This window comes from Rickettsia endosymbiont of Urophora cardui (genome assembly GCF_964030725.1).
Lineage (GTDB): Bacteria > Pseudomonadota > Alphaproteobacteria > Rickettsiales > Rickettsiaceae > Rickettsia.
Map to the genome: position 1 here is coordinate 552,352 of NZ_CAXIPY010000006.1, position 13,683 is coordinate 566,034.

Below are 13,683 nucleotides of genomic sequence, written 5' to 3' on the forward strand. Positions count from 1 at the left end.
CTGATAGGTTCAAATTTACCTTGTCTGTCTCTTGGAACATTTAGCTCTATAGTACCATTCTCACTAATCAGATTCTTACTAAAACTACCATTCCTCGCATTCTCAGTTTCAGCTCTATCATACTTGCTATAACCTAAATGTTCTGACATCTCAGCATGCAGTGCTCGCTCTAAAATACCCTTGGTTAATTCCTTAAATGATGCTCCTCGCAGCGGCTTTGTTGCATAAATAAGCTTTTGAATATACTGCCCCTAACCCCGCAATGCTAGCCTAGCCAACAGGCACAGAGATAGGTTTACCAATTTCAAACATTTTGTTTAATAAGTGGCATTTAATAGACATTTCTTTTGTCATATTTTGATCATGTCTTGATAGCAACTTACTACCAAAAGAAGTTTTAAATCGAAAGAACGTGTTCTCTACACGCTCCCTTCTACCATAATTATTCTTTACCCTCCATGCTTGGTATCCTTTGTTTTGTTGATATATAACAGCTGCATCTCTCTCAGTTTTATCCCTAAGCGATTGAACTTTTACTGAAGAGTTTGGGGGTCTAATAACTGGTTTTATCTTCTTCTTTCTCAACAATTGATATGTAGATTCACCGTCATACCCTCGATCTCCCAGAAAATCCTTGGCTCTGACATTAGCTATTAGTAGTCCAATCTGTGATCTATCATCTATAGTATGCTCTGTGGTACTATCGGCAAGTATCATACCTTGATCTTCTATAACGATATGTAGCTTTTTCCATATGCGACGCTTATATTGCTTACCATGCTTATTTTCTAGCCATTCGTTCCCTGTGTAGGCTTGTATCCCTGTACTATCCATTGAAATACAACTAAATTCTTTATCTTGATTTCCATGTAAATACCTAAGATCTAATGACTTCATACGCTTACTTAATGTTGTATAGTCTGGACATCTAATAGATAAACCCGATATTTCAAAGAGCCAGTTTATAAAGCCTTGGGTTTGGCGTAACTTAAGACCGAATAAGCATCTGATCTTCAAACACTGTAATATAGCGTGATCACTATAGCGTCTAGGTCTTCCTCGTTTCATTTCCTCTCTGTAATCAGCATACCAGCCAATCGCCAAATCACTGGCAATCATAAAATCTATGCGACCCCTATTGCGTAAAAAATTATTATATTCTGACCAATTCGTTATTTTATATTTAGAATACTTGCGTGATTTACTAAAAGGGGCTTTCTTCCGAGATCTCATATAATCTGGATTATTTTTAATTCAGGACATCTTACCAGATTATCACCACTCTTGCTCTACAAATCTTATTTATGCAACAAAGCCATGTTTAATAGGATTTAGATCTGGTGAATATGTGAGTAAATACAAAAACTATGGTAAAAACCTTTCCGCGTTAGCTATATATGCTCTATGTAAACATCCTAACTATTGGAATATTTGAAGGATCGAGTAGTTTTTTCATTTGCGTGAAAGCTTGCACAATCTTTGCTACAGAACTATCAATAAATTTATCGGTATTAATATAATTTTCTGAGTCATCTTGAATATAAAAAAGAATAGATGATACATAAACTGAAAGTAGTAAGCCTCGTTTAGTATAATAATTATAATCAATCGATTTATCACCGGCATATTGCCAAATAATATCACAGCTGTGGAATGCAACTTCTGTACCTTGAATAGGATTTAATGCAAAATATGCAGCATTTTTGCTATGAATAATAGGTAACACAGCTTTAATTCTAGTTTTTACTGCTAAGGATATTTTTTCTCTAATTTTATTTGGTACTTCCTGCTCATTTAAACTTTCTAGCGTAATATTATCTAGATAGCTTTCAAAAAATTTTATTATTTCGGCTAATCCATCTGGAAAAAGTATTAAACTATAGCCCTTAGCAAATCCGCATTTTTCTTCTACTTCATTAATTATTTTGTCATTCCATTCATTAAATGGTAATAATTCTAGCAATGATTGCATGAAGCTTATTTTCTTTGTGTAGTGTTCTTCTGGAATATTCATATTTTTAACCTTGACATTATAACTTATTATATAGATAATATAGCTTGTTACCAATATATATTTATTTTAAGGAGAGTAATTTTAGTGATACTAGTAAATGTTCGCGCCGGTAATTGTGATAATACGCTTAAGAATTTTAAGAAAAAGCTACAAAGAGAGCTTTATTTTCGTAAGATGAAAGAACAGCGTTACTACGAACCGAAGTCAGTAAAGCGTGTTCGTAAAGCACGAGAAGCTGCACAAAGAAAAAGAAAGTTTGCTCGTAAAAGAATGTACGAAGATTAAAATTTCTAATTAGTTTCAAATAAAATGAAAGGCAAGTTATTATTAAATAGCTTGCTTTTTTGTTATGGGTAATGTCATTGCGTGCGAATGAAATGAGCGTGGCAATCCAGAAAATAATAAAAAATGCTATAAACCTGAATTCTGGATTAGCTAATTTTGAGATATAGCAGGTTTGTTAGGTCTCATACAGTATGCAATTAGTGCGGATAAGATATGTACACAGGCATTCCAAATTGATCTATGTCTTGTAGCTCGATCTCGAAAGAACCCTTCAGCACACTAAATACTGTTTCGATAATTGACTGAAGTTTTGACAAAAATTCTAATTTTTCTGACTAAAGTAAAAATTTATATTTAAAGTTAAATATTTAGTGCTTTTATCAGCTTAAAAGCGATATTTCTACAATTGAAAGTAAATTATTTGATATATAATACAAATTATAGATTGATACAATCGCCACTTTTTTTAATAAAAATTTTTTGTCAAAACTTCAGTAATTGAGCGTTTGCGTAATAATATTTTTTCAAATAATGACATAAGTTTATTCTTCATTTTCTTCTTTATGCCAGTTACTAACTTGAGTCCTTTACTGTATAGATCATCAAAAAGCTCTTGTTTGATATAACCCTTATCGCCAAACAATAATCCCGTGATATATTTGGTGATTGTCGCAACCGGTGCTCTACCATCTACATTACCAGGCGTTAGTTTTAGACCTTGAATCTCACCTTTTTCGTTAATAACTGAAGTTTTGACAAAAATTCTAATTTTTCTGACTAAAGTAAAAATTTATATTTAAAGTTAAATATTTAGTGCTTTTATCAGCTTAAAAGCGATATTTCTACAATTGAAAGTAAATTATTTGATATATAATACAAATTATAGATTAATACGCTCGCCACTTTTTTTAATCTCTCAGGGTTTAATTCCCCGAAGCTCTGCTTCGTGATATCATAAGAAACAACTAAAACTTTTTTAGATACCTCGTAGCTCTGCTGCGAGGAGCATCATTAAAAATTTTTTGTCAAAACTTCAGTTAGACCAAAAAACCAACTTTTTGTTGTTTTACCCAAAGCAGCAATACCGGCAAATACTTTATTACGAGAGATTCTTTTTGGATGACAAACTTCTAAAGACCTGAATTCTGGATTAATCTAGGTTTGGAAGTAAGTATTTACAAGGGATAGAAGATACTCTATATAATTTTTAGCAAAAAAACAAGAGTATCCCCATGAAGAAAGATATTACTGCATTATTTTGTTTTGTCGATGATTTTTGTAAAATTAGCGAGCAGTGGTAATAAATCATTTCTACCATTAATTAATAAAAACCCTACAAGAAAGCCTGAAATAAGCTATTCTGAGCTGTTAACAATAGTGCTTTTATACCATCAATCACCTTGTAAAAACTTTAAATATTTTTATATGTCCTATCTACAATTATATAAATCAGACTTTGTAACTCTTCCATCATATACTCGTTTTATAGCTCTAAAACCAAGAGTTCTGAGTTATTTAGTTTTATTACTTGAATGGTATATGCAGGCAGCTCAATCTGGCTTTGTTGCATAAATAAGCTTTTGAATATACTGCCCCTAACCCCGCAATGCTAGCCTAGCCAACAGGCACAGAGATAGGTTTACCAATTTCAAACATTTTGTTTAATAAGTGGCATTTAATAGACATTTCTTTTGTCATATTTTGATCATGTCTTGATAGAAACTTACTACCAAAAGAAGTTTTAAATCGAAAGAACGTGTTCTCTACACGCTCCCTTCTACCATAATTATTCTTTACCCTCCATGCTTGGTATCCTTTGTTTTGTTGATATATAACAGCTGCATCTCTCTCAGTTTTATCCCTAAGCGATTGAACTTTTACTGAAGAGTTTGGGGGTCTAATAACTGGTTTTATCTTCTTCTTTCTCAACAATTGATATGTAGATTCACCGTCATACCCTCGATCTCCCAGAAAATCCTTGGCTCTGACATTAGCTATTAGTAGTCCAATCTGTGATCTATCATCTATAGTATGCTCTGTGGTACTATCGGCAAGTATCATACCTTGATCTTCTATAACGATATGTAGCTTTTTCCATATGCGACGCTTATATTGCTTACCATGCTTATTTTCTAGCCATTCGTTCCCTGTGTAGGCTTGTATCCCTGTACTATCCATTGAAATACAACTAAATTCTTTATCTTGATTTCCATGTAAATACCTAAGATCTAATGACTTCATACGCTTACTTAATGTTGTATAGTCTGGACATCTAATAGATAAACCCGATATTTCAAAGAGCCAGTTTATAAAGCCTTGGGTTTGGCGTAACTTAAGACCGAATAAGCATCTGATCTTCAAACACTGTAATATAGCGTGATCACTATAGCGTCTAGGTCTTCCTCGTTTCATTTCCTCTCTGTAATCAGCATACCAGCCAATCGCCAAATCACTGGCAATCATAAAATCTATGCGACCCCTATTGCGTAAAAAATTATTATATTCTGACCAATTCGTTATTTTATATTTAGAATACTTGCGTGATTTACTAAAAGGGGCTTTCTTCCGAGATCTCATATAATCTGGATTATTTTTAATTCAGGACATCTTACCAGATTATCACCACTCTTGCTCTACAAATCTTATTTATGCAACAAAGCCATTAAAAACAAGTACTAAAAATAAAAAAGCAGTTAATAACTCACCTTACGTGTAATAGTTGAGATACCGTCTTGAGTGTCAACAACTTTTTCATTATTTTACCTCAATTTTATTTTACAGGGTTTTTATATTTGCACTAAAAGATGTTTTGTTATTAAGAACACCATAAATTATGTGAAGCAACTTACGCATAGCAGCAATCACTATAACCATTTTAGATTTTCCAACATTGCTCAAACGTTGACTAAAATCCTTAATAATCGGATTATGTTTTATAGCAACTATGGCAGGCATATAAAAAGCTTTACGTAAATTAGCATCTCCTGTTTTTGATATTTTTCCTATTCCATGGACAGAAGTGCCTGATTGTTTTGGCTTTGGGTTAAGACCAACAAACGCAGCTAGTTGTTTTGCAGAATTAAAATTTTCTACAACAAGAAAAGCAAGTATCACTCCTATTGTTTTTTCTCCTATACCAGGGATTGAATCAAGAAGTTTACTTTTATCATGTAAGTCTTTGTGTCCTTTAATATGATTAGAGATAAGTTCTTCTACTTCCTTAATTTGCTTATCCAGAAATTCAATATGAATCATAATGTTAATGGCAACTGCTTTACTTGCTCCGCTCAATCTATTATTTTCTTGATTTTTATTAGCAATCAAACTATCCAAGCGTCTTACCCATTGTTGTAATTCTTTAATATGTATAGGGGTTGGTTGCCAAAGATCAGGTTGCATAGCCTTGCAAAAAGAAGCTATCAATTCACAATCAGATTTGTCAGTTTTAACTCTTGAAAGCTTGCTCATTGCAAAGCCCTTGATGCGAGCTGGATTTACGACACTAACTTTAAATGTATTATCATAAAGATATTGAGCTAACCTAACTTCGTAACCACCTGTTGATTCCATACAAGCGTGAGCAGTATCTATTCCCTTTTTTTCTAACCATTGTTTTAGTGCAGCAAAGCCTTTTGCAGTATTATTAAACTTTTTGGTTTTGATTTTATTATCATTTAATAAAGCTACGTCAAATGTTGCTTTAGAAATATCTATACCCAAAATAATGCTACTCATATTTGACCTTCTATGTTAATAATAAGTAGAATACCCAAAGATCAACCTTGTAAATACAGGTTCATTGATTAATTTCAAGACCTAAGAATACCGTCCGATCTTTAATGAGTATGTGAAGACTAATTGTTTGATCTCAACTACAGGGTTACATAGCCCTAAGATTTAATACGGCATATTAGTCTTCTTACTTAAGTGCCCTTAAGTATCTTATAGTTGTTTACTAAAGACAATACTAAGATACAAGATTATATCTTACATTTAGTAAAATAAATTAATTATTAAATGGAGATAAAGAATGAACTTAAATCAAAAAATAATAAAACCAAAATTAGGTTTACTAGAATTAGCTAAGAGCCTTGATAGTATATCATCAGCATGTAAAGCGATGGGATATAGTAGAGATAGTTATTACAGATTTAAAGAACTGTATGAAACTGGTGGCGAAGAAGCGTTGTATGAAATTAGTCGAAGGTAAATTCCAGTATTAATTAAGCCAGATTTATATTTTCTTCCCATACCTCATTGGGTGTTTTATAACCGAGCACTTTTCTTGGTAAATTATTTAAAAAATCCTCAATTTCTTGTAATTGCTTTATTGTTAATCTCTCAGGGTTTAATTCCCCGAAGCTCTGCTTCGTGATATCATAAGAAACAACTAAAACTTTTTTAGATACCTCGTAGCTCTGCTGCGAGGAGCATCATTTTTTTTATATCTAAAGATTTAGAGTATACTCTGTGTACCATTGAGTTAATCTTCTCTATCAATGGTTTTTGCCATGGAGAATAAGGATTGCAAAAATATACTTTTCGTTCAGATTTTGGCAATAGTTGTTCATGATTGGTAAATTCTTTGCCATTATCTAGTCCGTCCGCCAAAACTCTACAAGCCTTATAGATAATATGGTTTTAAGACAAGAAGTAATACAACAATCCGTAAGAAAATGATAAAATATGGTCATAAACCTTATGGATTTCAGTCAATGCCAATAGACAACATTATCAAATCGCAAGAACAAGGGAAACTGTTTGGTTATAAATTAAAAGAAGAATTAAACCCAAATAATAAGCTATATAAATTAAGAGAATTAATAAATTGGTCTAGGCTCGAAGAGTGGTTATCAAAAAATGTTTGTATTAAGAAATTTGGTAGAAATAGAAAATGTCATAGAGTGATGCTTGGCATAACGATGCTACAAGCAATGTATAATTTTTCAGATTCATTATCAGAGGAAGAGCTAAAAGAGAATATGTATTGGCAGTATTTCTGCGGGTGGGAATATATAGAAAAAGACATAGCTATCTCGGAAACTAGTATACGACGGTTTCGTAGTGTATTAGGTGAAGCTGGATATAATGAGATATTATCGGAGTTGATCAGGGTTGGGATAAAAACTAACACAATTAAAAAAAAAGATTTGGAATTAATCATCGCTGATACGACTGTACAAATTAAGAATATCAAACACCCACACGATGTTTATTTAATGGATAAAGCTAGGCTTAGCATAGTAAAGCTTTGCAACAGTTTGGGTATACATTTGAATGAAACATACGCTAGAACCTATAAACGCGATATAGTAAAGCTATGGAAATATAAAGAACATAGTAAAGCCAAGAAGCGTTGGAAAATAATGAAGCATTTAAAAATATTACTGGGTCGTTTGATTAGAGTATGTGAGCGTGAGATCAAAAATAAGCAATTAAACTTGTCTCTCAAAAATCAAGAAGTATTGCAAAAAATAAAACAAATACATAACCAATCTGTTTTAAAAAGAGAAGCTAAAAAGCAATATAAAGAAGATAACAAAGTATTATATAGTTTTCATGCCCCTGAAGTAGAGTGTATAGGAAAGGGAAAACGCAACAAGCCATATGAGTTTGGCAATAAAGTAGCGGTAGTAGTAAGTGGTCGTAGAAATTTTGTTTTATCCGCAAAATCGTTTCATAATAATCCTTATGATGGTCATACATTGCATCAGAGCTTTGAAGCAGTAGAGAGTGTCACTGGAATCAAGATAAAGAAATCATTTGTTGATCTTGGGTATAGTGGTAGCAATGTAAAGGAGAAGAGTAAGGTATATACCCCAAAAACGCGGAAGAAGTTGTTACCAGGAGTTTCGCACTTAGCAAATAATATGCTAATCTAGAGAAAAATAGTTTTAGATAAAAATGACAAGATCAAAATGTAGCAAAGATTTATATAAATCATTCTTACAAGCAAGTAGTGTAAGATATACTAGCAAAGCATTATCTGAAGTAAGTCCATTAGATCTATCGCACGATAGTGCAAGTCGATGGTTAAAGAGTAAGGATTTTCGCCCTAGCGAAATCTATAGCAAAGTGTCAAAATATATTGATCTGGAAGATCCTTGTTTATTAGTGGGAGATGACACCTTATTGTCAAAGCAATACAGTAAGAGGATCGAGCTTGTAAATTATCAATATTCTGGGGCTGTACATGATGTTATACCTGGTATAGGAATGGTAAACTTACTGCATTACAATACTCAAATTGATCAATCTACTCCTGTAGATTATAGAATATATGATAAAGAAACTGATGGTAAAACAAAGAACGAGCATTTTTGTGATATGCTTACTTTAGCTAAAGAAAGAGGTATCAAGCCTGATGCTATAGTTATGGATGCTTGGTATAGTGGTTTGGATAATTTAAAACATATACGTAATTTAGGTTGGATATGGGTTACCAACCTAAGAAAAAATAGAAAAGTTAATCGTAATGTTAGCTTGGAAACTTTAGAGATTCCCGATGAAGGGCTAAAAATTCACCTACGTGGATACGGTTGGGTTACGGTATTTAAGTTTGTGGCAAAAAATGGTCGCATTGATTACATAACAACTAATTTAGAGAATCCTACACGTGAGCAAATAGAGAAAATTGTTAAGGCGCGTTGGTCTATAGAAGTTTATCATCGAGAATTGAAACAAACTTGTGGTATTGAATGCTGTCAGGCACGCACGGGTCGAGCTCAAAGAAATCATATTTGCCTTGCTGTATTGGCCTGGCTTGATATGAACAAAAGGAGGATAAATGAAAACATTACTTTATATCAACAAACTTGGGAAGTTATAAAAACATCAATTCAGAACAACATTAAATGGCTTCTAACTAATACACAATTTTGCTAAGTGCGAAACTCCTGGTTACAAGAGGACAAGTCTATGATCAAGAGACGCAGTGCCATAGAACCAATAATAGGTCACTTAAAGCAATATGGTCGGATGGGTAGAAACTTCTTGAAAGGTATGATAGTCTATCCGCCAAAAACACTTCAAATCCTGATCATTTGTAATGGGATAGAGTTTTGACAACAAATTGCTAAGATTTTCAATAAAAATTAATAAGTTATGTTAATTTTTACTGATACATTTCTGTGTTGGTCTAATTTTGATATGGAGCTATTGTTAACGATTTTTTATCGTTCATCTAGTTTTTGCATGATGATATTTTTGATTTATGTGGAGTTAGACACGATTTGTAAATGATTTGCAATGCATCGTAAATTCAAACCAATAGCAGAGATTATTGGATTGATAATATCTCCTATCATACCTTTCAAGAAGTTTCTACCCATCCGACCATATTGCTTTAAGTGACCTATTATTGGTTCTATGGCACTGCGTCTCTTGATCATAGACTTGTCCTCTTGTAACAACTTCTTCCGCGTTTTTGGGGTATATACCTTACTCTTCTCCTTTACATTGCTACCACTATACCCAAGATCAACAAATGATTTCTTTATCTTGATTCCAGTGACACTCTCTACTGCTTCAAAGCTCTGATGCAATGTATGACCATCATAAGGATTATTATGAAACGATTTTGCGGATAAAACAAAATTTCTACGACCACTTACTACTACCGCTACTTTATTGCCAAACTCATATGGCTTGTTGCGTTTTCCCTTTCCTATACACTCTACTTCAGGGGCATGAAAACTATATAATACTTTGTTATCTTCTTTATATTGCTTTTTAGCTTCTCTTTTTAAAACAGATTGGTTATGTATTTGTTTTATTTTTTGCAATACTTCTTGATTTTTGAGAGACAAGTTTAATTGCTTATTTTTGATCTCACGCTCACATACTCTAATCAAACGACCCAGTAATATTTTTAAATGCTTCATTATTTTCCAACGCTTCTTGGCTTTACTATGTTCTTTATATTTCCATAGCTTTACTATATCGCGTTTATAGGTTCTAGCGTATGTTTCATTCAAATGTATACCCAAACTGTTGCAAAGCTTTACTATGCTAAGCCTAGCTTTATCCATTAAATAAACATCGTGTGGGTGTTTGATATTCTTAATTTGTACAGTCGTATCAGCGATGATTAATTCCAAATCTTTTTTTTTAATTGTGTTAGTTTTTATCCCAACCCTGATCAACTCCGATAATATCTCATTATATCCAGCTTCACCTAATACACTACGAAACCGTCGTATACTAGTTTCCGAGATAGCTATGTCTTTTTCTATATATTCCCACCCGCAGAAATACTGCCAATACATATTCTCTTTTAGCTCTTCCTCTGATAATGAATCTGAAAAATTATACATTGCTTGTAGCATCGTTATGCCAAGCATCACTCTATGACATTTTCTATTTCTACCAAATTTCTTAATACAAACATTTTTTGATAACCACTCTTCGAGCCTAGACCAATTTATTAATTCTCTTAATTTATATAGCTTATTATTTGGGTTTAATTCTTCTTTTAATTTATAACCAAACAGTTTCCCTTGTTCTTGCGATTTGATAATGTTGTCTATTGGCATTGACTGAAATCCATAAGGTTTATGACCATATTTTATCATTTTCTTACGGATTGTTGTATTACTTCTTGTCTTAAAACCATATTATCTATAAGGCTTGTAGAGTTTTGGCGGACGGACATGATAGGAGATATTATCAATCCAATAATCTCTGCTATTGGTTTGAATTTACGATGCATTGCAAATCATTTACAAATCGTGTCTAACTCCACATAAATCAAAAATATCATCATGCAAAAACTAGATGAACGATAAAAAATCGTTAACAATAGCTCCATATCAAAATTACAGGAGTTTCGCACTTAGCAAATAATATGCTAATCTAGAGAAAAATAGTTTTAGATAAAAATGACAAGATCAAAATGTAGCAAAGATTTATATAAATCATTCTTACAAGCAAGTAGTGTAAGATATACTAGCAAAGCATTATCTGAAGTAAGTCCATTAGATCTATCGCACGATAGTGCAAGTCGATGGTTAAAGAGTAAGGATTTTCGCCCTAGCGAAATCTATAGCAAAGTGTCAAAATATATTGATCTGGAAGATCCTTGTTTATTATTGGGAGATGACACCTTATTGTCAAAGCAATACAGTAAGAGGATCGAGCTTGTAAATTATCAATATTCTGGGGCTGTACATGATGTTATACCTGGTATAGGAATGGTAAACTTACTGCATTACAATACTCAAATTGATCAATCCAGGAGTTTCGCACTTAGCAAAATTGTGTATTAGTTAGAAGCCATTTAATGTTGTTCTGAATTGATGTTTTTATAACTTCCCAAGTTTGTTGATATAAAGTAATGTTTTCATTTATCCTCCTTTTGTTCATATCAAGCCAGGCCAATACAGCAAGGCAAATATGATTTCTTTGAGCTCGACCCGTGCGTGCCTGACAGCATTCAATACCACAAGTTTGTTTCAATTCTCGATGATAAACTTCTATAGACCAACGCGCCTTAACAATTTTCTCTATTTGCTCACGTGTAGGATTCTCTAAATTAGTTGTTATGTAATCAATGCGACCATTTTTTGCCACAAACTTAAATACCGTAACCCAACCGTATCCACGTAGGTGAATTTTTAGCCCTTCATCGGGAATCTCTAAAGTTTCCAAGCTAACATTACGATTAACTTTTCTATTTTTTCTTAGGTTGGTAACCCATATCCAACCTAAATTACGTATATGTTTTAAATTATCCAAACCACTATACCAAGCATCCATAACTATAGCATCAGGCTTGATACCTCTTTCTTTAGCTAAAGTAAGCATATCACAAAAATGCTCGTTCTTTGTTTTACCATCAGTTTCTTTATCATATATTCTATAATCTACAGGAGTAGATTGATCAATTTGAGTATTGTAATGCAGTAAGTTTACCATTCCTATACCAGGTATAACATCATGTACAGCCCCAGAATATTGATAATTTACAAGCTCGATCCTCTTACTGTATTGCTTTGACAATAAGGTGTCATCTCCCACTAATAAACAAGGATCTTCCAGATCAATATATTTTGACACTTTGCTATAGATTTCGCTAGGGCGAAAATCCTTACTCTTTAACCATCGACTTGCACTATCGTGCGATAGATCTAATGGACTTACTTCAGATAATGCTTTGCTAGTATATCTTACACTACTTGCTTGTAAGAATGATTTATATAAATCTTTGCTACATTTTGATCTTGTCATTTTTATCTAAAACTATTTTTCTCTAGATTAGCATATTATTTGCTAAGTGCGAAACTCCTGAATTAGACCAACACAGAAATGTATCAGTAAAAATTAACATAACTTATTAATTTTTATTGAAAATCTTAGCAATTTGTTGTCAAAACTCTATCCCATTACAAATGATCAGGATTTGAAGTGTTTTTGGCGGATAGACTATCTAACGTTATGCTTTTGATTATATGCGACAATTGTTTAAGTTTTTTATTCATGTTACCAATCACATCTTGTGTTCTTTTTGAACGGTTTAAAGTGAGAAACACTTTTTGTGTTCTGATATCCACAAGAGCGCCTATATTACGACTTTGATTACCTTTGTTAAAAGTTAAATCACCTTCTAAATGACCTATTGCTGCTATCTTTCTATTTATCTCTGGTCTTTCAGTAATGGAAACTCGATTTGGTATTGTAATTCTTTTGTTTCTGATTCTTGTACCATGATGCAACCTATTTTTCCTTTTTCTTGCTAAAGATAAATATAATTTTTGCCTTTGTGCTATAGGAGATGTATAAATAAACTGGTATATACTCTCTGTAGAAATATTGACAGTATCTCGTGATAGTTTACGTCTACCTGAAATTATATCTGGTGAAATACCCTGTGTTAACTGCTTTATTATTTCTGCTCGTAAATTATTATCAATATCTAATTTTCTTTTTCTCTTACCTTGCCTTAAACTGCAAGCAAGTGTTTTAGCCCTATCTGGTCTATAATTATGCCTCATTCTCTTGAGTTCATAACATATAGTGCTTTTATCACGGCCAATCTTTGTCCCTATATATCGCGAGCTATAACCACTCTTATTCATTTCGTATATTTTAAATCTTTCATCTATCGTTAAATGAGCCATGATATATCTATATTTAAATGATGCTCCTCGCAGCAGAGCTACGAGGTATCTAAAAAAGTTTTAGTTGCTTCTTATGATATCACGAAGCAGAGCTTCGGGGAATTAAACCCTGAGAGATTAAAAATTGATTATATCTGGCTTAATTAATTATAGAACTTTCCAAGTATTATATCTGAAGTTTTGACAAAAAGATAGCCAAACTTATAAGTTATGATATAAATACGCTCAAATACAAAAGGGGTTTTAGTGTGTATGATTATACAAGAA

At 32.7% G+C, this 13,683-nt stretch carries 10 protein-coding genes and 8 pseudogenes; 7 read left to right on the forward strand and 11 right to left on the reverse strand.

Annotated elements, in window-relative coordinates:
• Positions 1-2: 2 nt before the first annotated feature.
• The 3 genes and pseudogenes from AAHI98_RS10815 to AAHI98_RS10825 all read right to left on the reverse strand — a co-directional run.
• Positions 3-264 (reverse strand): annotated as a pseudogene (locus tag AAHI98_RS10815) (transposase); the annotation flags it as partial.
• Between the two features lie 6 nt (positions 265-270).
• Positions 271-1,233, reverse strand: coding sequence for an IS5 family transposase (locus tag AAHI98_RS10820; protein ID WP_342225856.1), 963 nt, complete (start codon positions 1,231-1,233; stop codon positions 271-273).
• A gap of 169 nt (positions 1,234-1,402) precedes the next feature.
• The gene (locus tag AAHI98_RS10825; RefSeq protein ID WP_342226191.1) at positions 1,403-2,014 is read right to left on the reverse strand and encodes a COQ9 family protein; all 612 of its coding nucleotides are present in this window, start codon (positions 2,012-2,014) and stop codon (positions 1,403-1,405) included.
• Between the two features lie 84 nt (positions 2,015-2,098).
• Here AAHI98_RS10825 and rpsU point away from each other — a divergent pair, with 84 nt between their 5' ends.
• Complete coding sequence (rpsU, locus tag AAHI98_RS10830; protein WP_342225857.1) at positions 2,099-2,299, forward strand: 30S ribosomal protein S21; 201 nt, start codon at positions 2,099-2,101, stop codon at positions 2,297-2,299.
• A gap of 484 nt (positions 2,300-2,783) precedes the next feature.
• Here the strand turns inward: rpsU and AAHI98_RS10835 are convergent.
• Together AAHI98_RS10835 and AAHI98_RS10840 are read right to left on the reverse strand one after the other, a co-directional pair.
• A pseudogene (locus AAHI98_RS10835) lies at positions 2,784-3,044 on the reverse strand (transposase); the annotation flags it as partial.
• A gap of 296 nt (positions 3,045-3,340) precedes the next feature.
• Positions 3,341-3,436 (reverse strand): annotated as a pseudogene (locus tag AAHI98_RS10840) (transposase); the annotation flags it as partial.
• A 95-nt stretch (positions 3,437-3,531) separates the two neighbouring features.
• On the opposite strand from AAHI98_RS10840, the pseudogene AAHI98_RS10845 reads away from it, so the two are divergent.
• A pseudogene (locus AAHI98_RS10845) lies at positions 3,532-3,853 on the forward strand (IS982 family transposase); the annotation flags it as partial.
• A 60-nt stretch (positions 3,854-3,913) separates the two neighbouring features.
• On the opposite strand, the gene AAHI98_RS10850 reads toward AAHI98_RS10845, so the two are convergent.
• Together AAHI98_RS10850 and AAHI98_RS10855 are read right to left on the reverse strand one after the other, a co-directional pair.
• Positions 3,914-4,876, reverse strand: a complete 963-nt coding sequence (locus tag AAHI98_RS10850) for an IS5 family transposase (RefSeq protein WP_342224734.1) — start codon at positions 4,874-4,876, stop codon at positions 3,914-3,916.
• Between the two features lie 198 nt (positions 4,877-5,074).
• On the reverse strand, positions 5,075-6,034 hold the full coding sequence (locus AAHI98_RS10855; RefSeq protein WP_342224639.1) for a transposase: 960 nt from the start codon (positions 6,032-6,034) through the stop codon (positions 5,075-5,077).
• Positions 6,035-6,329: 295 nt separating this feature from the next.
• Here AAHI98_RS10855 and AAHI98_RS10860 point away from each other — a divergent pair.
• A pseudogene (locus AAHI98_RS10860) lies at positions 6,330-6,506 on the forward strand (helix-turn-helix domain-containing protein); the annotation flags it as partial.
• Positions 6,507-6,522: 16 nt separating this feature from the next.
• Here AAHI98_RS10860 and AAHI98_RS18685 read toward each other — a convergent pair.
• Positions 6,523-6,898, reverse strand: a pseudogene (locus AAHI98_RS18685) (transposase); the annotation flags it as partial.
• Between the two features lie 77 nt (positions 6,899-6,975).
• Between AAHI98_RS18685 and AAHI98_RS10870 the strand changes: the two are divergent.
• From AAHI98_RS10870 to AAHI98_RS10880, 3 genes are read left to right on the forward strand one after another with little or no spacing between them, the layout of a single operon-like run.
• On the forward strand, positions 6,976-8,181 hold the full coding sequence (locus tag AAHI98_RS10870) for an IS5 family transposase (protein ID WP_342225859.1): 1,206 nt from the start codon (positions 6,976-6,978) through the stop codon (positions 8,179-8,181).
• 22 nt (positions 8,182-8,203) lie between these two features.
• A complete protein-coding gene (locus AAHI98_RS10875; RefSeq protein WP_342224656.1) occupies positions 8,204-9,184 on the forward strand; it encodes an IS701 family transposase in 981 nt (326 codons plus the stop codon).
• Positions 9,185-9,364, forward strand: coding sequence for a hypothetical protein (locus AAHI98_RS10880; RefSeq protein ID WP_342226228.1), 180 nt, complete (start codon positions 9,185-9,187; stop codon positions 9,362-9,364).
• A 146-nt stretch (positions 9,365-9,510) separates the two neighbouring features.
• Here AAHI98_RS10880 and AAHI98_RS10885 read toward each other — a convergent pair whose 3' ends face one another.
• Positions 9,511-10,872 (reverse strand): IS5 family transposase, encoded by a 1,362-nt coding sequence (locus AAHI98_RS10885; RefSeq protein WP_342224717.1) that lies wholly within the window; start codon positions 10,870-10,872, stop codon positions 9,511-9,513.
• A gap of 306 nt (positions 10,873-11,178) precedes the next feature.
• Here AAHI98_RS10885 and AAHI98_RS10890 point away from each other — a divergent pair.
• Positions 11,179-11,532 (forward strand): annotated as a pseudogene (locus tag AAHI98_RS10890) (IS701 family transposase); the annotation flags it as partial.
• A gap of 13 nt (positions 11,533-11,545) precedes the next feature.
• Here AAHI98_RS10890 and AAHI98_RS10895 read toward each other — a convergent pair.
• A complete protein-coding gene (locus tag AAHI98_RS10895) occupies positions 11,546-12,526 on the reverse strand; it encodes an IS701 family transposase (protein ID WP_342224656.1) in 981 nt (326 codons plus the stop codon).
• Positions 12,527-12,684: 158 nt separating this feature from the next.
• Positions 12,685-13,416 (reverse strand): annotated as a pseudogene (locus tag AAHI98_RS10900) (IS30 family transposase); the annotation flags it as partial.
• Positions 13,417-13,683 lie beyond the last annotated feature (267 nt).